Raw genomic sequence first — 18,003 nt, 5'->3', positions numbered from 1 at the left:
GGCCGGTACTCCGGCCCACCCCGACGACCGGCGCGGCCCGTCCCCCGACCCCCACGGCACGGGCCGCGCCTCCGAGCACCGAGGAGAGACAGAGGCCATGGCTCCCCGCACCAACGACAGCGCCCGCGAGAACGAGCGGGCGGCCGTACCGCCGGTCTCCGGCCCCGAGGACACACCGGACCCCGTACGACCGCCCGCCGGGGGCGGGACACCGAAGGAGGGGCCCGGCCGGGCGGACGGGCCCGGTGCCCCGGGCGCCGGGCCCGTGCCGAGGACGGCCGACGACGAGGGCGCCGGCACGGTCCGCGCACCCGCGCCGGGGGCCGCGCGGCGCCCGGGGGCGCACCACCGGCCGGACGCCGCTCCGGACACGGTGACGGGGCGGGCCGGTGCTGGGCCCGCGCGGGCGGAGGACGGCCCGGCAGCCGGGGACGGGTCGGACACCGGCCCCGGTGCGGCGGGGAAGCGGGTGGCGGGGAAGGACGGGCCGGAGGGCGGTCCGCGGACGGAGGCGGAAGCCGGATTCCGGGAGCCGGCGACCGCCGACGGTGAGATCCGGGAGCCGGCGACCCTCGACGGTGCGGGCGTCGCGCCGGGGAGGATCGCGGCGCTTCGGCGGTTCGCCGCTGCCGCGCGCCGGGGGCCCGGGGTGCACGCCGCTTCCTGCGCCGTCCTGCTGGCCGTCGCGATGACCGCCGCAAGCGTCGCGGCGGGCGGGGACCGGGAGGCCGGGCGGGACGCGACCGCGGCGGGCGGGACGGTCGCGGCCGGTGTGCTCGCCGGCGGTGATCTCGGGGCGGGCATCCGGTCCCTGCAGGCCCACCTGCGTGCGCAGCCACGGGACTTCGGTGGCTGGGCCACCCTGGGGACCGCCTACGTCGAGCAGGCGCGCCTCCAGGGGGACCCCTCGCGCTACCCGCAGGCCGAGCGGGCGCTCGAGCGTTCCCTCGCCCTGGAACCGGACAACGAGCCCGCCCTCGCCGGACAGGCTGCCCTCGCCGCCGCGCGGCACGACTTCACCGGGGCCCTGGAGCACGCCGGCCGGGCCCTGGAACAGAACCCCTACAGCGAGCGCGCCCTGTGCTCCCGTATCGACGCCCTGGTCGAGCTCGGCCGGTACGGGGAGGCCGCCGAGGCCGCGTCCACCGCCGACCGCAGGCGGCCGGGGGTCCCCGTGTTCACGCGGTACGCCTACGTACGGGAACTGCGGGGCGACGTACGCACCGCGCGGGAGGTGCTGGAACGGGCCCTGGACGGCGCGGCCTCGCCGGCCGACGTGGCGTACGTGGCGACCGCGCTGGGACAGCTCGCCTGGAACCAGGGCGAGTACCGGACGGCCCTCACGCACTACGCGCGGGCGCTCGCCGCCGACGACGGCCATCTTCCGGCCCTGGAGGGCCGGGCGCGCGCCCAGGCCGCGAGCGGCGACCACGCGGGGGCCGTCGGGACACTGGAGCGTGTGGTCGCCCGCTCCCCGCTGCCCGGTCCGCTCGTCGCGCTCGGCGAGTTGTACGAGACGCGCGGCGCCGACGGCGACCGTGCGAAGGCACGCGACCAGTACGCCCTCGTCGACGCCTGGTTCGCGCTGGCCCGCGTCGGCGGGGTGGAGGCCGACCTCGACACCGCGCTCGCCGCGGCCGACCACGGCGACCCGGCCGAGGCCCTGCGCGCGGCCCGCGCGGAGTGGGAGCGGCGGCACAGTGTGCACACCGCGGACGCTCTCGCCTGGGCGCTGCACGTCAACGGACGGGACGAGGAGGCCCTCCGGTACGCCCGGCGGGCCACGGCCACCGGCTACCGCAACGCCGTCTTCCTCTACCACCGGGGAATGATCGAGAAGGCCGCCGGGCACGAGCGCGCCGCCCGCGGCTCCCTCACCGCGGCGCTGGAACTGAATCCCGGATTCTCGCCGCTGGGCGCCCGCGCGGCACGGACCGCGCTCGCGGAGCTGGAGGCGGCGCGTTGATCCCCCGCCGTTCCCTCGCCGCCGGCGCCGCCGTGCTCACCGCCGCCGGCGCGCTCACGCTGCTCCCGGCCGGCACGGCGAGCGCGCACCCGCTCGGCAACTTCACCGTCAACCGCTACGACGGGCTGATCACCGCACCCGGTGAACTCCGCGTCCGTCATGTCGAGGACCTCGCCGAGATCCCGGCCACACAGGCCGGCCCGGACGTCGAGCGGCTGGGCCGGGACGGGTGGGCCCGGGAACGCTGTGCCACCGCCGCGCGGGAGAGCGAGGTGCGGGTCGACGGCCGTACCGTCCCGCTGGCCGTCCGGGACGCACGCGCGCGGGTGCGTCCCGGCCAGGCGGGGCTCGACACCCTCCGCGTGGAGTGCCGGCTGACCGCGCCGCTCCCGGAACGGGAGGGTGTGGAGCTCCGCTTCCGGGGGGCGGGCGCGGCGTCCGGGCCGGGCTGGCGGGAGATCACCGCGCGGGGGGACCGTACGACGCTCACCGCCTCGGACGTGCCCTCGGCCTCGCTGTCCCGCGAACTGACCCGGTATCCGGAGGAACTGCTCTCGTCCCCGGCCGACACCAGGACGGCGACCCTGCGTCTGCGCCCCGGCGGTCCGGCCCTGGCGGAGGAGGAGGCCGACGCGCCCGCCTCCGCCGTGCTGCCGCGCGGCGCCGACCGCTGGACCCGCGCACTCGACGACATCGTCGCCCGGCGCGACCTGACCGCCGGCTTCGCCGCGCTCGCCCTGCTGATCGCCGTCGTCCTCGGTGCGGCGCACGCGCTCGCCCCGGGCCACGGCAAGACCCTGATGGCCGCGACGGCGGCGGCGCGCGGAGCCAGGGCCCGGCTCCGGGACGTCCTGCCGATGGCCGCCTCGGTGACGGTCACCCACACCCTCGGCGTGGTCGCCCTGGGCCTGCTGGTCACGGCGGGTTCGGCCGCCGCGCCCTCGGTGATCGCCTGGCTGGGCATCGCCAGCGGCGTCCTGGTCACCCTGGCCGGCGCGAGCCTCGTACGCCGAGCCCTGCGCGGCCGGGACCACGGGGCACACGGCCACCGGCACGGGGACGGCCACCGGCACGAACACGGGCAGGACCACGACCACGATCACGGCCACCTGTCCGGCCACAAGCACCCCCACGACCACGACCACGACCACGGCCACGGCCACGACCACCCGTCCGGCCACGAGCACCCCCACGCTCACACCCACGTCGAGCACACCCACGGCGGCCGCACCCACACCCACCCCACCGCGCCCACCCTGCGCGGCACGATCCTGCTCGGGTTCGCCGGCGGGCTGGTGCCCAGCCCGTCCGCCGTCGTGGTGCTGGTCGGCGCCGCGGCGCTCGGCCATGCCTGGTTCGGGCTGCTGCTCGTGGTCGCGTACGGGGTCGGGCTGGCCCTCACCCTCACGGCGGCCGGGTACGCGGTCGTCAAGGCCGGCAGCGGCATGACCCGGCTGCTCGCCCGGCGTCCGCGCTGGACGGCTGCCCCCTGGGCGGCCCTGGTGCGCCGGAGTGCGCCCCTGGGGTCGGCCTTCGTCGTCGTGGTCCTGGGAGCCGGATTGCTGTTCAGGGGGGCCGCATCCGCACTCGGCTGAGCTACTTTCACAGGGAGGGAGAACTCGCCCGGATGCGAATGGGGGCGCCGTGTCCGAAGAACCGGGCAGTGAGCGGGTGATCGCGGACCGCTACCGGCTGCTGTCACCGCTCGGCGAGGGCGGGATGGGAACGGTGTGGCGGGCCCGCGACGAGCTGCTGCACCGCGAGGTCGCCGTCAAGGAGGTGCGCGCCCCGGCCGGACTGCCGGCGTCGGACGTGGAGCGGATGTACGCCCGTCTGGAGCGTGAGGCGTGGGCGGCGGCCCGGATCGCCGACCGCAACGTCGTGACGGTGTACGACGTGGCGACCGAGGACGGGCGCCCGTGGATCGTCATGGAACTGGTCCGCGGCCTGTCGCTCGCCGAGGTGCTGGAAGCGGAGGGCCCGATCGCGCCGCCGAGGGCCGCGGGCATCGGCGCGGAGGTGCTCACCGCACTGCGGGCGGCGCACGGGGCCGGGGTGCTGCACCGGGATGTGAAGCCCGGGAACGTGCTGATCTCGAACGACGGACGGGTCGTGCTCACCGACTTCGGGATCGCCATGGTCGAGGGCAGCTCCGCACTCACCATGACCGGGGAGGTCGTCGGCTCGCCCGAGTTCCTCGCCCCGGAGCGTGCGCTGGGGCGTACGCCGGGACCCGAGTCGGATCTGTGGTCGCTCGGCGTGCTGCTGTACGCGGCGGTGGAGGGCGTCTCGCCCTTTCGGCACGACACTCCGCTGAGCACGCTGCGGGCGATCGTGGACGAGGAGCTGCCACCGCCGCGACGGGCCGGTCCGCTCGCCCCCGTCATCGACGGGCTGTTGCGCAAGCAACCGGCCGAGCGGCTGTCGGCGGAGCGGGCGCAGGAGGAGCTGCGGCTCATCGCGGCGGGCGGGGCCTCGCGCGCGGACACGACACGTCCGGGGCCGTACGCCCCCACGGTGGCCGCGCTTCCGCTTCCGGCTGCGTCCCCGGCGGTGACGCCGTCGCCCGCTCCCCGGCAGCCGCTCACGAGAGATCCGGCCACCGCGGTCACCCGGCCGGGGCGCGACCGGCGCGGTGCCGTCGTCCTGGTCGCGGGCGTGGTCGTCCTGGCCCTGGCGCTGGCCGGGCTGACGTACGCCCTGCTGAACCGCCAGGGCGGCGGACCGGAGGGCAAGAGCGCCGGCAAAGGCGCGAGTTCACCCGCGCGGACCGGTGAGGAAGGGACCGAGGGCGCCGGCGGGGCGCCGCGCACGGAGGATCCGGCGCCCTCGCCCACCGTCGGGGACGACGATGAACGAGCGGGCGCTCCGCCGCCGCGGACCGTGTCGGTCACGGTGACCGGCGCGCGCACGGAGTACTCCGGGAGCTGTCCGCCGCCGGGTGAGCGGGCGCCCGCCTTCACGGCGACGTTCACCGTGGGCCGGCTGCCGGCCGAGGTGTCCTACCGCTGGGTGGCCGAGGACGGCTCGGTGGCCGATCCCGGCTGGCGGAAGCTGTCGTTCCCCGAGGGGGGCGGGCGGTCGAAGGAGGACACGGTCTCCGTGACGACGTACTCGGAGAGCGGGACGTACCGGAGCGCGATCGGTGTCGAGGTCCGCGAGCCGGTGCACACCACCTCGCGGACGGTTCCGTTCTCGGTGACGTGCGGGTCGGAGACCCCGACGGGCGGGGCCTCCGAGACTGCCTCCGGTTCGCAGGACGAGGAGTACTGACCGGTCAGGCCGCCGCGTTCAGCACCGGCAGGTAGCCGCCCGACTGGCCGGCCGCCTTCGGGTGGTACGAGTTGCCGATGTTGAGCCAGTCCACGCTGTGCAGCCATGAGCTGCCGGAGCAGATCTCGTGGCCGGTGAAGGTGGTGCGGACGTCACCGAAGGCGTAGCCGTGCGCCGCGGCGCGCTGGGCGATGGTGCCGGCGAGGAGGTCGGCGGCTTCGTTGATCGCCTTCCGCTTGGTCTCGGAGAGGCCGATGCAGGTGGTGCCGAGCTTGTAGAAGCGGGGGTAACCGAGCACCACGACCTCCGCGTTCGGCGCCCGGTCGCGGATCGCCGAGTACACGCCGTCGAGCCGGCCGGGCAGCGTCGAGCCGACGTACGCCCGCGCGGTGGCGATCCGGTCGAGGCAGGAGCTCTCGGACTGGAGCACACAGGTCGTCATGACGTCGGCGAAACCGGCGTCGTTGCCGCCGACGCTGATCGAGACCAGGCCGGTGGAGCTGGAGAGCGGGCCGAGCTGCCCGGAGAGAACATCACTCGTTCGAGCGCCCGAGCAGGCGGTGAAGTCGAAGGACGAGGGTGAGTTGGCGGCCGCCCAGAGGTAGGGGTATGCCTTCGTGCTGCGCTTGCAGTCGCCACTGGAGGAGATGTAGCTACCGGCTCCGACACCCGAGGAGTAGGAGTCGCCGAGCGCCACGTAGCCGCCGGGCGCGGCCTGTTGGGACGCGTGCGCGGCCGCGGCCCCGGTGAGGGCGGTGGTGACGGCGAGAAGGAGTGCGCCGAGGAAGAGGACAAGTCGGGAACGTCTCATGGAACCTCCCTTTAGCAGGATCTCTGCCCCAACCGTGGTACCAACTACGCGTGTTGACTGGAAGTGTCCATGCCAAAACTGTTACCGTTCGTTCCTGGACGAGATCCGGCCGCGGGGATCCTCCACCCCTGACGCCCCCTACGGAGTGGGCCGCATCGCCCTCGCCGTCGGCCTCGCCCGCCGCGCCCAGCGGCCGTACGCCCTGCGGCGCCTGACGGTGCGCAGGTCCACGTCCACGGCCGAGTCGAACGGCTGGTCGAGGGGCCGGGCCGTCACCCGCGCCGTCACCGGGGACCGGGCCCTGACCAAGGGGTACGCGATGGCGCGCCGCGCCCGCCAGGCCGGACGGCTGATCCGCCGCCCGCCGGATCGAACAGACGGGCCCGTACGGTGACGATCCGCGCGCACCTCGGAAACCGGGTGCGCGCGGCGTCCCGGTGACCGATCATGGCGGCATGTCCGCGCACCCGCACGACGCACTGCCGATCCGGCTCAACGTCGACGACAGCGACTCCCCGTCCGATGTCGTCGACGCGCTGTTCCTCGGCCGCTTCGCGACGGGCGAGCAGCCGTACTCGCACGCCGTCAACATCGACCGCGTGCGCTCCGGCGCGACCCTGCTGCCCGCGGGCGCGCGAGTGCTGCGGCTCGCCAGGGACGACGACCGCAGCGCCACCCTGGCCGAGGGCGACGGCTGGACGCTGCTGGTCTCCCGCTGGAACCGGGGCGCCGACGTCACGGTCACCGCGACCAGCGCCGACCTCGCCGCGAAGATCCTGGACGAGGCCACCGACGGCGCGGCGGACGAGCCCGAACCACAGCCGGAGAACGTCGCCATGGGGTTCTGGTACGTCTCCCCCAGGCGCGGCCCGCACCGCACCACCCGGCAGATCTCGGCGGGCACCTGGGAGGAGATCCGGTCCAACTACACCGCGCCGGTGGCGGACGCGATGGACCGTCTGATGAAGACCACCCCCGAGGACATCTCCGGCCGGCTGCTCCTGCTGCACGGCCCGCCGGGCACCGGCAAGACCTCCGCACTGCGCACGCTGGCCCGGTCCTGGCGGGACTGGTGCCAGGTGGACTGCGTGCTGGACCCGGAACGGCTCTTCTCCGACGTCGGCTACCTGATGGACATCGCGATCGGCGAGGAGGACGCGGCGGGCAAGGGCCGCTGGCGGCTGCTGCTCCTCGAGGACTGCGACGAACTGATCCGCGGCGAGGCCAAGCACACCGCCGGGCAGGCGCTGTCCCGGCTGCTGAACCTGACGGACGGTCTGCTCGGCCAGGGCCGCAACGTCCTGGTCGGGGTCACCACCAACGAGGACCTGGAGCGCCTGCACCCGGCCGTGGTCCGCCCCGGCCGCTGCCTGGCCCGGATCGAGGTGGGTCAGCTGACCCGCGCGGAGGCGGTGAACTGGCTGGGCACCGAGGAGGGCGTCGGCCGCGAGGGCGCGACCCTGGCCGAGCTGTACGCCCTGCGCCGCGGCACGTCCCCCACCACCCTCCCGGAACCCCGCCCCACCACGGAAGCAGGCCTGTACCTGTAGAACCCCCTCACCGACCAACACCCCGGCAACGGCGGGACGGCCGGACGGCGGCAGCGTCACAGCCGACGCCCACCCCAGCCCCCAGGGGCGCGGGGAACTGCGCGCCCAGCCCCAACCCACCCGCACGCTCACCCTCACCCGCACCCGCACCCGCACCCGCACCCGCACCCGCAAGCAGGGCCCCGCCAGGACACCGCTCACCCGTACGCCGCACGCAGTGCGTCCCGCACCGCCGCCAGCGCCTCCTCCTCCGAGCACCCCAGCCGCCGCGCCCTCGCGGCATACGCCTGGCCCGCGGACGCCAGCTCCCGCTCCGCTCCTGCCCCCGCCGCAGCGACGAACGTCCCGTTGCGCCCCCGCGTCTCGATCACCCCGTCCGCCTCCAGCGCCCGGTACGCCTTGGCCACCGTGTTCGCCGCGAGGCCGAGCGTCCCGGCCAGCCCCCGCACCGTCGGCAGCCGGTACCCCACCGGCAGCACACCCGACCGGGCCTGCTCGGAGATCTGCGCCCGCACCTGCTCGTACGGCGGTGTGTCGTCATCGATATGGATCTTCAAGGTCACGGCCCGATTGTCCCGCACCCGCCGGAAAATGGGAGGCGTCCCCCGGCCACGCCCCCGTAGCGTGCGCCCTCATGACAGTGACCGTCCGCGACCTGCGCCCCGACGCGCGCGCCGATCTCGAGGGCTTCGCCCGCGTCCGGCATGCCGCGCTGCCGTTCATCCTCGTCACCCCGGGCTCCCTGGCCCACGACCTGACCCAGCTGCGTCCCGACGCCCACTACCGGCCCCTGGTGGCCGTGGCGGACGGAGAGGTGATCGGCACGGCCCAGGTGCACCTGACGCACGAGAGCGCCGAGCCCGGCCAGGGCAGCCTCAACGTGTACGTCCACCCGGAGCACACGCGCCGGGGCGCCGGGACCCTGCTGGTACGCGCCGCCGAGAAGCACCTGACCGCTCACGGGGCCACCAGGCTGCTGGCCTGGGTGCTGGACGAGCCGGGCAACCGCGCCTTCGCCGGACGGCACGGCTACCGGGCCGGCCGCTCCGCCCACTTCCTCCGTCTGGACCTGGCGAACGGCGCCCTGCCCCCGCTCCGGGAGCCGCCGCCGGGTGTGGAACTGCGCCCGGCCTCCGACTTCGCCGCCGACCCGCGCCCGCTCTTCGAACTGGACGCGGAGACGACCGCGGACGAGCCGAGCGACGTGGACACCGAGCTCACCGACTACGAGGCCTGGCTGGCGGAGACCTGGCGGCATCCGCTGTTCAGCGCGGAGCTGACCACCGTGGCGCTGGTCGACGGCCGTCCCGCCGCCTTCTCCGCGGCCCGCGCGGACGGCGGCACCCGGTACGCCACGGGGATGACCGGCACCGCCCGCGCCCACCGCGGCCGGGGCCTGGCCAAGCTCGCGAAGAACGACTCCCTGCATCGGGCCCGCGCGGCCGGGTACACGGAGGCGTTCACGGGCAACGACACCGGGAACGAGCCGATGATCGCGATCAACAAGTGGTTCGGCTACGAGATCTGCGGGACGGAGGTGCGGTATGTCCGCACACGCGGCTGACGGGCCGGCGCGGGTGGAGGTCGTCCTGGTCAAGGCGGGACGGATGAAGATCCGCTATCCCGCGGAACTGCTCGCCGACGACGGCGTCCATGTCAGCGTGCGCGCCCCCTGGGCGGGGGCCGGTGTGCGCGACTTCGGCTTCGTCCGTTTCGAGCCGGGGGACGTCTTCACGGAGCACTACTGGCGCGACCGGTGGTACTCGGTGAAGGAGGTCCGCACCGCCGAAGGCACCCTCAAGGGGCACTACTGCGACATCACGCGGCCGGCGGAGCTCTCGGCCGGGCGGCTGGTCGTCGAGGATCTCGACCTGGACCTGTGGGTCTCCGCGGACGGCACGGACGTACGGCGGCTGGACGAGGACGAGTTCGCGGCGAGTGGTCTGCTCGGCACCGACCCCGAGGCGGCGGCCGCCGCGGTGGCCGCCCTCGACGAACTGGACGCCCGGGCCCACGGGGGCCGGTTCGGCGCGCTGCTCGCGTGAGAGTCGCGGCTCACCCCGGGACCGCGATCACCGCGTAGCGCTCGTCGTCCACCTCCCGGCCCCACAGCGCCGCGTCCCCGGACAGCCGCTCCACGCGCACCTGTCCGCCGGCCGGGGCGAGGAGGGCGGTGAGCCGGTCCGCGGGTATGCCGGCCGGGCTCACCGTCCCCCACACCCCCTCGATCAGCACCAGCCGCCCACCCGGGCGCAGCAGGTCCCGCCAGTGCCGCAGGGCCCGCTCCGGTTCGGGCAGAGCCCACAGCACGTGCCGGACGAGGACGGCGTCGTAGCGCTCCCCGCCGACCGGCGGAGCCGTCGCGTCGCCGGTGAGGAACACCGCGTCACGGCCTGCGAGCTTCTCCCTGGCGAGCGCCACCATGGCCGGGGAGCGGTCGACCCCGGTGATCCGGTGCCCCTGCTCGGCCGCGAGGAGCGACAGGCTGCCGGTGCCGCAGCCGAGGTCCAGGACGTCCCCCGCGCGTCCGGGCAGCCAGGACCGCAGCCGCCCGGCCCAGGCCGCGCGCACCTCCGGGTCACGCAGTCCGTGGTCCGGCTGCTCGTCGAAGGAGGCGGCGCGCACGTCCCAGCCGGCACCGTCCGTGCCCGTGCCGTCACTGTCATGCGTGGTCATGGCCCCAGAGTGACACCTGCCACTGACAATCGATTGGTGACGGCCGCCACAGACAGATCGGGACCGATGAGGAACTGTCCCCCGAAAGGTCCACTCCCGTGAGAACACGGAACCCGGTGGACCCCGGAGGAGGCAGCCATGCGCCGTGTCACCGTGCAGAAGCCCCCGAGGAAGACGGACACCCGCCGGGTCCGCGAGGAGAGGGACGAGCGCCCCGCGGGGCGCCCCGAGGTCCGCAAGGACATCGCCCGCACCTGGTGGCCCGACGGCTGAGCGCGCCCGCGGCGCCCGGCGCGGACACCGGCCCCGCCTCCGCGCGCACGGGTGCGGTCACGCCCCGCACGGCGGCTACCTGATCCCAGCCTGAGCACTCCCTTAACGCGGCCATAAGGATCCCTCTCCAGGGCCTTCGGCGGGCGATTTCCCGGTTCTTCGGGGCTAGCTTCTGAGCCACCCCCACGGGATCCACCCCCAGGATCCAGAGATCGCCGTTCCGAGGAGTTGCTGCCCCATGTCCGCACGCCGTAAGGCCGCTGTCGCCACCGCCGGTCTCGTTCCGCTCGCCCTGACCGGACTCTTCGCCGCACCGGCGGCCGCGCACGGTTCGATGGGCGATCCGGTCAGCCGGGTCGCGCAGTGCTACGCCGAGGGTCCCGAGAGCCCCCGGTCGGCGGCGTGCCGTGCGGCGGTCGCGGCCGGCGGCACCCAGGCGCTCTACGACTGGAACGGCGTCCGCATCGGCGACGCGGGCGGACGCCACCAGGAGCTCATCCCCGACGGCAAGCTGTGCAGCGCGGGCGACGAGGCGTTCAAGGGCCTCGACCTGGCCCGCGCCGACTGGCCCGCGACCGCGGTGAACAGTGGCTCGTACACCTTCAAGTACCGCGTGACGGCCCCGCACAAGGGGACCTTCAAGGTGTACATCACGAAGCCGGGCTACGACCCGTCGCAGCCGCTCGCCTGGAACGACCTGGATCTGGCGAATCCGGTGGCGACGTCCACCGACCCGGCGGCGTCGGGCGGCTTCTACACCTTCAACGGCACCCTCCCCGAGCGCTCCGGCAAGCAGCTGCTCTACGCGGTGTGGCAGCGGTCGGACAGCCCGGAGGCGTTCTACTCCTGCTCGGACGTCGCCTTCGGCGGCGGGAACCAGACGGGCGGAAACCAGACGGGCGAGGAGAAGGCGGACGGCGAGGAGGCCGGCGGTGAGGCCGGCGAGCCGGGCGACACCCCGCGGCAGGAGGCCGTCCCGGTACCGGCCGCCTCCGCTCCGTCCGAGGAGCAGATCAAGGACGGTGCCGACAAGTCGACCATCGAGAACCACGGGCACGGCGACGACGACCCCAGCACCTCGGCGAAGCCGGTCGCGGACGGCGGCACCGCCCAGGCCCCCAACCGGCCGAAGGCGGCCGGTGCTTCGCAGAACCTCGCGGAGACCGGCGGTGACGCCGGGACCCCGTATCTGATGGTCGGCGGCGCCGCGGCGCTGGCGCTCGGCTCGGCGGCGCTGTTCGCCTCCGCACGGCGGCGCACGGCGGCCGGACGGTCCGGCCGCTGAACCGACTCGGGGGCCCTGTCCGGCGGCTCAGGCCGGACAGGGCCCCCGCACGTGCGCCGCGCGCCCGCACGGGTCAGCCGAACACCGAGGCGCAGGTGGTCCGTCTCGCCCGGGCCGGGTCGAGGGCGTTGGCCACTTCGTGGAACGCGATCCGGTCGAGCAGCCCGATCGACAGATGCTCGGACAGATCGAGCGGACAGAGGTCCTGGAGCAGCACGTTGCGCACGTTCGGACCGCTCAGATAGGCACTGCGGTACGGGGTGACGACCTGGTCGTACCGGGTGGCGATGACGGTGTAGCGGACGCCGGGCACGGTGTCGCCGCCCGCGTTGAGCCTGGTGAGGAAGTCCGAGCCGGCGACCTGGTCGGCGAGGGCGGGGGTGGCCTCGCTCAGCAGGTCCCCGGCGCCCGGGAAGTACGGCAGCAGCGCGGTGAGGCCGCCGAGCGTGGTGCCGTGGTTGCTGGGCGCGATGCCGACGAGGGCGTTCACCTCGTCCGCTCCGCCCAGGAACTTGAGGTAGTAGCGCGGCATCATGCCGCCCTGGGAGTGGCCGACGATGTCGGTCTCGTCGGCGCCGGTCGCGGCGAGCACCTTGTCGACGAAGGCGTCGAGCTCCTCGGCGGACTTCTCGACGGGCCCGAGACCGTGGAAGAAGGGGACGCCGGGGAGCCGGCCGTAGTCGAGGGAGAAGACACAGTAGCCGCGGTGCTTCAGGTAGGGCGCGAGGCCCAGCCAGTTGTCGACGGAGTTGCCGAAGGTGCCGTGGACCAGGACGACGGGTCGGGGATGGGCGGCGGAGGGCACGCAGGTGTAGTCGTTCCAGCCGGAGCTGGGGGCGGCGGCGGCCTGGGCGTTCGCGGCGGAGGGGACGGTGACGGCCGCGGCGGCCAGGAGGAACGCGGCCAGCGGTCTGATCACCCGCTTCCAGGGCAGCATCGTGTGATCTCCTTGCGGCTCAAGGGGGAAGGGTGGGGGTCCTACGCCCTGTGATCCGGATCACGAGGATGCTGTTCACTCGTCAAGTTACGGGTGAGTAGTTAAAGGGGGAAGTTACGGGTCGGCAAAAACTCCCCGTATCGGCCCGCGCGCGATCGCGTCCGACTGATAAGGCGTCACCAAGCGGGACGAATCGGGCCGCCGGGCGCGATGCGCAGCAACCGCTCCCGCAGCGCGCGCAGTTCCGCCTCCCCCAGGACCTCACCCCGCACCCGCGCGGCCTCCGCCGCCCGGGCGCAGGCCGCGCCCACCCCGTCTCGGTCAGCACGACGAGCCGGGCGCCCGCGCACACCGTCAGCCGGGAGGGGTTCTTCCGTCTGCTCGACGGCGAGCTGCTGATCGCCCTCGACGGCACGCGCACCGTGCCGCCGTGGGCGAACCGAGCCGACGGCGCCTACGCGGCCAGCGTGCCCGGCATCACCGCGTGGGGGCCGAACTTCGCCCGTGCCCGGTCCGCGACCTCCTCGATCCTGCGCGCCTTCTCGTCCACCGGATCGAAGGTGAGCTGGTGGGATGCCCGCTCGGCGGGGTCGAGGCCCTCCGCTCGGAGCGCGATCGAGCGGACCCGGGCGCGCTGCAGACCGAGTACCTCGTACAGGCCGTACGCCGCCCTGGTGAGCGCGGCCGAGTGGGCGGTCGGCTCGGGGAGGGTGCGGGTGCGGGTGGTCGCGGACCGGTCGGCGTAGCGCACGGTGAGGGTGAGGCCGCGGCAGACCTTGTCGAGGGCGCGCAGCCGGGTGCCCAGTTCCCCGGCGGCCGAGAGCAGGGCGCGGCGGTGCCGTCCGGGGTCCAGTTCGTCGCGGCCGAAGGGGCGTTCGGTGGCCAGTGACCGGGAGACGGCGTTCGGGACGACCCGGCCGCGGTCGACGCCGTTCGCCTTCTCGTGCAGTTCGCGCCCCGTCCTGGCGCCCACCAGCCGCTGCAGCGTGGACAGCGGGGCGGCGGCGACCCGGCCGAGGGTGTCGAGACCGTACTCGCACAGGGTGCGGGCCGTCCTGGTGCCGACGCCGGGCAGCGCGACGACGGGCCGGCCGGCGAGGAACTCCCGCACCTCGCCCTCGGGCACCGCGCGGGTCAGCCCCGGCCGGGCCTCCCGCAGGGCCATACGGGCCAGCATCGGGCCGGGCCCGGCGCCGATCACGCAGTCGACGCCGTGCAGGGCGAGGGCGCGCACCCGGATCACCGAGGCCAGCTCGAGGGCGGTGCGCCCGAAGTACCGTTCGGCGCCGCGCAGATCGGCCAGCGCCCCGTCCGGCGGCAGGGCCTGGACGACGGGGGTGAACTCCTCCAGCAGGCCGAGCAGCCCCGGCAGGGCCGCCTCGTACACCGGAGGCAGCTGGAAACGTACGCAGAGAATGGTCATCCCGCACTCCCCGGACTCTGGTGCCACAACTTCCTTCCCACCGCGGGCCCTTCGCCCGCGGGGCGCAGATCGGCCCAGGGGTGCATCTCGTACCCCGTGGGCATGCGGATCGTCCTGTCCTCCATCGGGTCCCGGGCCGCGGAGCCGGCCGGCGCGGGCCGCCCGTCCGAACCGGCGAGCCGCCTGCGGGCCGGACCGTCGCCGTCGTCCTCGCCGGTGGGCTCCGCGCCGGCTCCGGCCGGCTCGGCGAGCCGCGCGGCGACTCCCTCCAGGCCCTCCTCCCGGCGGATCTCCAGCAGGTCGGCGAGGTTCCAGGCGGCGGAGCCGACCACGCTGAAGCTGCGCGGGCCCCGTCGCTGCACCACTCCGCGCACCAGCAGCAGCCAGGAGTGGAAGACGGTATGGGCGCAGGCGTCGTGGGAGTCGTCGAAGAAGGCGAGGTCGACCAGGCCCGTGCCGTCGTCCAGGGTGGAGAAGATGACCCGCTTGCCGGAGCGGACGGGCGGGGTCTGGGTGGCCGCCTTGGCGCCCGCGACCAGCACGGTGTCCCCGTGCCGGGCCTCGCGCAGCCGCCGCGCGGAGAGCACGCCCAGTTCCTGGAGAAAGGCGCCGTGGTCGTCCATCAGATGGCGCGAGGCGTCCATGGACAGCACGCCCAGTTCGGCGCTGAGCTTCTCCGACTCGGTGAGGTCGGGCAGTCCGGCCGGGGCGGTCCTCCGGCCGCCGGACAGGGGGAGCTGGTCGCCGCGTCCGCCGCGGGCGCCCCGGTGCAGTTCGGTCAGATGCAGTTGCAGATCACGGCGGTTGGCGCCGAACGCGTCAAGGGCGCCGACCTGGGCGAGACGTCCGGCGAGCGGGCGGCTGGGGCGGGCCCGCTCCCAGAAGTCGAGCAGGGAGGCGTACGGCTGCCCGCCGGCGATCCGGGCGGCCTCGGCCTCGCTGATGCCGTGCACGTCGGAGAGCGCCAGCCGGAGCCCCCACACCCCCGCGGGCCCCTTCGTTCCCTCCGCCCCTTTCTGCTCCGGCCCCTTCAGTCCCTTCAGTCCCTTTGATTCAGACACCAGTTCGATCCTGTGTGCGACCCCCGACGTGTTCACATCCAGCGGCAGCACCGGCACCCCGCGCCGCCGCGCGTCCGCCAGCAGCAGCCGCTTCGGGTACATCCCGGGGTCATGGGTGAGCAGCCCCGCGTAGAAGGCGGCCGGGTGGTGCGCCTTCAGCCACGCCGACTGGTACGTGGGGACGGCGAAGGCGACCGCGTGCGCCTTGCAGAAGCCGTAGGACCCGAAGGCCTCGACGATCTCCCAGGTGCGCTGAATCGTTTCCGCGTCATAGCCGCGGGCCGCCGCGTGCTGCGCGAACCAGACCTTGATCCGCCCCTGCGAGTCGGGGTCGGACAGCCCGCGCCGCACCCGGTCCGCCTCGCCGCGCCCGCAGCCGGTCAGGGTGGCCACGATGTCGATGACCTGCTCGTGGAAGACGACCACCCCGTACGTCCCCTTCAGCGGCTCCTCCAGATCCGGGTGCGGGTAGCGCACCGGAGCCCGCCCGTGCCGGGCCTCGATGAACGGGCGCACCATGTCGGCGGCGACCGGACCGGGCCGGAAGAGGGAGATGTCCACGACCAGGTCGTGGAAGGCCGACGGCTGGAGCCGCCCGACCAGGTCCCGCTGGCCCGGCGACTCGATCTGGAAGCAGCCGAGCGTCTCGGTGGACCGGATGAGTCCGTAGGTCGCCGGATCGTCCTCCGGCACCGCGTCCAGGTCGATCCGCTCCCCCGTCGCCCGCTCCACCTCGGTGACCGCGTGCGCCATCGCCGACTGCATCCGCACGCCCAGCACATCGAGCTTGAGCAGCCCGAGGTCCTCCACGTCGTCCTTGTCGAACTGCGCCATGGGGAAGCCCTCGCCGCTGGTCGGCATGACCGGTGTACGGGTCAGCAGGGAGGCGTCGGACAGCAGGACACCGCAAGGGTGCATGGCGACACCGCGCGGGAGCGCGTCCAGGGACTCGACCAGCTCCCACAGCCTGCCGTACCTCTCCTTCTCCCCCGCCAGTTCCCGCAGCTCGGGCAGTTCCTCGAGCGCCGCGCGGGCGTCGCGGGCGCGGATGTGCGGGAAGGACTTGGCGATCCGGTCGATCTCGGCCGGGTCCATGGACAGCGCCGCGCCGACGTCCCGGATGGCGTGGCGCACCCGGTAGGTCTCCGGCATGGCGACCGCGGCGACCCGCTCGGCGCCGAACCGGCCGATGATCGCGCGGTACACCTCGAGGCGCCGCGCGGACTCCACGTCGATGTCGATGTCGGGCAGCACGACCCGCTCCCTGGACAGGAAGCGTTCCATCAGCAGCCCGTGCTCGACCGGGTCCGCGTGGGCGATGCCGAGGAGGTGGTTGACCAGGGAACCGGCGCCGGAACCGCGTGCGGCGACCCGGATGCCCATGTCCCGCACGTCGTCGACGACCTGGGAGACGGTGAGGAAGTAGGAGGCGAAGCCGTGGTGGGCGATGATGTCCAGCTCGTGGTGCATCCGCTCCCAGTACTCCCGGCGGCCGGCGTACCCGCGCAGCACCATGCCCGCCGCCGCCCGGGAGGCCAGCGCCCGCTGGGCGGTGCGGCGGCCGGCGCCGACGAGGTGCGGTTCGGGGAAGTGGACGCTGCCCATGCCGAGGTCGTCCTCGGGGTCGACCATGCACTCGGCGGCCGTGGCCCGCGTCCGGTCCAGCAGCCGGAGGGCGGCCTCGCGCCGGAAGCCCGCGGCCTCCACCACCCGCTCGGCGGCTCCCAGCATGGCCTCCTGGCCCTTGAGCCATGCCTCGCCGGAGTCCAGCCCCCTGGCCGGGTCGACGGGGACCAGCAGGCGGGCGGCGTCCAGCACGTCGGCGACCGGGCCGAGGCCGGGGTCGGCGTAGCGGACCGCGTTGCTGAGCACGGGCCGGACGCGCTGTTCGGCGGCGAACCCCAGAGTGCGGGCGGCCAGCCGCAGGGAGCCGGGACCGGTGCCCTCGCGGCCGTGCCAGACGGTCTCCAGGCGCAGGGCGTCGCCGTAGACCTCGCGCCAGGGGGCGAGGAGCCGGGCGGCGCGGTCGGGGCGGCCCGCGGCGAGGGCACGGCCGACGTCGGAGTCGGGGCCGAGGAGGACGGTCAGCCCGTCGGCGTGGTTGGCGTCCCAGGACAGCAGCGGGGTCCCGTCCGCGGTGTGGGCGGCGGAGACCAGGCGGCACAGGTCGGCCCAGCCGCGGGCGCCGTCCCGGGCGAGGAAGGTGACACGCGGTGCCGACTCGTCGATGAAGGCACCGCCGCGCACCGGGGCGCGGCGCCTGCCCCGTTCCCGGCTCGGCGGGGGGACCCCCCTGCGCCGCACGGACGCGTCCTCCGGCGCCGAGGACGCCGCAGGTGCCGCCACCGCCAGTTCCGCGCCGAACAGCGGTCGGACACCGGCCTTCGCACAGGCCTTGGCGAAGCGGACGGACCCGGCGAGAGTGTCCCGGTCGGTGAGGGCGAGGGCGTCCATGCCCCGCTCCGAGGCCCGCTCGGCCAGCCGCTCCGGGTGGGAGGCGCCGTAGCGCAGGGAGAACCCGGAGACGGTGCGCAGATGCGTGAAACCCGGCACACGCACCTCCCGTACTCGTGAGCCCCGACCGACTCTCGAACAGTTGTTCCCACTGACCTCACCCCCACCATAGACCAATTCTCGAATGTGTGTGCGACACCCGTGCGACACCCGGGTGACCCCTCCCCACCTGTGCAAACACCCGGAAACGCACGATGTCCCGCCCCTGCCGTGACGGAGGGACGGGACATCGTG

General features: G+C 74.6%; 14 protein-coding genes and 1 pseudogene. 9 read left to right on the top strand and 6 right to left on the bottom strand.

The window, feature by feature from the left end; genetic code table 11:
- Nucleotides 1-97: 97 nt before the first annotated feature.
- From HTV45_RS13060 to HTV45_RS13050, 3 genes are read left to right on the top strand one after another with little or no spacing between them, the layout of a single operon-like run.
- On the top strand, nt 98-1,966 hold the full coding sequence (locus HTV45_RS13060; RefSeq protein WP_215205903.1) for a tetratricopeptide repeat protein: 1,869 nt from the start codon (nt 98-100) through the stop codon (nt 1,964-1,966).
- Nucleotides 1,963-3,561: a nickel transporter gene (locus HTV45_RS13055; protein WP_215205902.1), complete on the top strand. Its 1,599-nt coding sequence runs from the start codon at nt 1,963-1,965 to the stop codon at nt 3,559-3,561. The genes HTV45_RS13060 and HTV45_RS13055 overlap by 4 nt, the downstream gene beginning before the upstream one ends.
- Before the next feature lie 49 nt (nt 3,562-3,610).
- Nucleotides 3,611-5,239: a protein kinase gene (locus HTV45_RS13050; protein WP_308309531.1), complete on the top strand. Its 1,629-nt coding sequence runs from the start codon at nt 3,611-3,613 to the stop codon at nt 5,237-5,239.
- Nucleotides 5,240-5,243: 4 nt separating this feature from the next.
- Here HTV45_RS13050 and HTV45_RS13045 read toward each other — a convergent pair whose 3' ends face one another.
- Nucleotides 5,244-6,050 carry an SGNH/GDSL hydrolase family protein gene (locus HTV45_RS13045; protein WP_215205901.1) on the bottom strand — a complete coding sequence of 269 codons (807 nt, stop codon included), beginning with the start codon at nt 6,048-6,050 and terminating at the stop codon, nt 5,244-5,246.
- Between the two features lie 154 nt (nt 6,051-6,204).
- On the opposite strand from HTV45_RS13045, the pseudogene HTV45_RS13040 reads away from it, so the two are divergent.
- Together HTV45_RS13040 and HTV45_RS13035 are read left to right on the top strand one after the other, a co-directional pair.
- Nucleotides 6,205-6,444, top strand: a pseudogene (locus HTV45_RS13040) (polysaccharide deacetylase family protein); the annotation flags it as partial.
- A gap of 61 nt (nt 6,445-6,505) precedes the next feature.
- Nucleotides 6,506-7,600 (top strand): DUF5925 domain-containing protein, encoded by a 1,095-nt coding sequence (locus tag HTV45_RS13035; RefSeq protein ID WP_215205899.1) that lies wholly within the window; start codon nt 6,506-6,508, stop codon nt 7,598-7,600.
- 197 nt (nt 7,601-7,797) lie between these two features.
- Here HTV45_RS13035 and HTV45_RS13030 read toward each other — a convergent pair whose 3' ends face one another.
- Entirely contained in the window at nt 7,798-8,163 is a 366-nt protein-coding gene (locus tag HTV45_RS13030) for a GntR family transcriptional regulator (RefSeq protein ID WP_215205898.1), read from the bottom strand.
- 71 nt (nt 8,164-8,234) lie between these two features.
- Between HTV45_RS13030 and HTV45_RS13025 the strand changes: the two genes are divergently transcribed.
- Both HTV45_RS13025 and HTV45_RS13020 read left to right on the top strand, forming a co-directional pair.
- A complete protein-coding gene (locus HTV45_RS13025; RefSeq protein WP_215205897.1) occupies nt 8,235-9,164 on the top strand; it encodes a GNAT family N-acetyltransferase in 930 nt (309 codons plus the stop codon).
- Nucleotides 9,145-9,645, top strand: a complete 501-nt coding sequence (locus HTV45_RS13020) for a DUF402 domain-containing protein (protein WP_215205896.1) — start codon at nt 9,145-9,147, stop codon at nt 9,643-9,645. Before HTV45_RS13025 ends, HTV45_RS13020 begins: the two co-directional genes overlap by 20 nt.
- A 10-nt stretch (nt 9,646-9,655) precedes the next feature.
- Here HTV45_RS13020 and HTV45_RS13015 read toward each other — a convergent pair whose 3' ends face one another.
- A complete protein-coding gene (locus HTV45_RS13015; protein WP_215205895.1) occupies nt 9,656-10,276 on the bottom strand; it encodes a bifunctional 2-polyprenyl-6-hydroxyphenol methylase/3-demethylubiquinol 3-O-methyltransferase UbiG in 621 nt (206 codons plus the stop codon).
- A gap of 138 nt (nt 10,277-10,414) precedes the next feature.
- Here HTV45_RS13015 and HTV45_RS34820 point away from each other — a divergent pair, with 138 nt between their 5' ends.
- A complete protein-coding gene (locus HTV45_RS34820; RefSeq protein ID WP_285899638.1) occupies nt 10,415-10,549 on the top strand; it encodes a hypothetical protein in 135 nt (44 codons plus the stop codon).
- Between the two features lie 238 nt (nt 10,550-10,787).
- Complete coding sequence (locus HTV45_RS13010) at nt 10,788-11,834, top strand: lytic polysaccharide monooxygenase (protein WP_215205894.1); 1,047 nt, start codon at nt 10,788-10,790, stop codon at nt 11,832-11,834.
- Nucleotides 11,835-11,907: 73 nt separating this feature from the next.
- Here the strand turns inward: HTV45_RS13010 and HTV45_RS13005 are convergent, their stop codons facing one another.
- The 3 genes from HTV45_RS13005 to HTV45_RS12995 all read right to left on the bottom strand — a co-directional run bounded on the left by HTV45_RS13005 (nt 11,908) and on the right by HTV45_RS12995 (nt 17,808).
- Nucleotides 11,908-12,771 carry a triacylglycerol lipase gene (locus HTV45_RS13005; RefSeq protein WP_215205893.1) on the bottom strand — a complete coding sequence of 288 codons (864 nt, stop codon included), beginning with the start codon at nt 12,769-12,771 and terminating at the stop codon, nt 11,908-11,910.
- Between the two features lie 454 nt (nt 12,772-13,225).
- A complete protein-coding gene (locus HTV45_RS13000; RefSeq protein ID WP_215205892.1) occupies nt 13,226-14,194 on the bottom strand; it encodes a hypothetical protein in 969 nt (322 codons plus the stop codon).
- The gene (locus HTV45_RS12995; protein WP_215205891.1) at nt 14,191-17,808 is read right to left on the bottom strand and encodes a DNA polymerase III subunit alpha; all 3,618 of its coding nucleotides are present in this window, start codon (nt 17,806-17,808) and stop codon (nt 14,191-14,193) included. Before HTV45_RS12995 ends, HTV45_RS13000 begins: the two co-directional genes overlap by 4 nt.
- Between the last annotated feature and the right edge of the window lie 195 nt (nt 17,809-18,003).

This window comes from Streptomyces sp. CHD11, from assembly GCF_018638295.1.
Lineage (GTDB): Bacteria > Actinomycetota > Actinomycetes > Streptomycetales > Streptomycetaceae > Streptomyces.
Note: the sequence above shows the minus strand (reverse complement) of the source record. Positions and strands in the feature narration are given on the sequence as shown.

Bases quoted from the DNA above. Each gene is read 5' to 3' on its own strand.
- HTV45_RS13060 (WP_215205903.1), top strand. From the start codon at position 98: ATGGCTCCCCGCACCAACGACAGCGCCCGCGAGAACGAGCGGGCGGCC.
- HTV45_RS13045 (WP_215205901.1), bottom strand. From the start codon at position 6,050: ATGAGACGTTCCCGACTTGTCCTCTTCCTCGGCGCACTCCTTCTCGCC.
- HTV45_RS13035 (WP_215205899.1), top strand. From the start codon at position 6,506: ATGTCCGCGCACCCGCACGACGCACTGCCGATCCGGCTCAACGTCGAC.
- HTV45_RS13025 (WP_215205897.1), top strand. From the start codon at position 8,235: ATGACAGTGACCGTCCGCGACCTGCGCCCCGACGCGCGCGCCGATCTC.
- HTV45_RS13020 (WP_215205896.1), top strand. From the start codon at position 9,145: ATGTCCGCACACGCGGCTGACGGGCCGGCGCGGGTGGAGGTCGTCCTG.
- HTV45_RS13015 (WP_215205895.1), bottom strand. From the start codon at position 10,276: ATGACCACGCATGACAGTGACGGCACGGGCACGGACGGTGCCGGCTGG.
- HTV45_RS34820 (WP_285899638.1), top strand. From the start codon at position 10,415: ATGCGCCGTGTCACCGTGCAGAAGCCCCCGAGGAAGACGGACACCCGC.
- HTV45_RS13010 (WP_215205894.1), top strand. From the start codon at position 10,788: ATGTCCGCACGCCGTAAGGCCGCTGTCGCCACCGCCGGTCTCGTTCCG.
- HTV45_RS13005 (WP_215205893.1), bottom strand. From the start codon at position 12,771: ATGCTGCCCTGGAAGCGGGTGATCAGACCGCTGGCCGCGTTCCTCCTG.
- HTV45_RS13000 (WP_215205892.1), bottom strand. From the start codon at position 14,194: ATGACCATTCTCTGCGTACGTTTCCAGCTGCCTCCGGTGTACGAGGCG.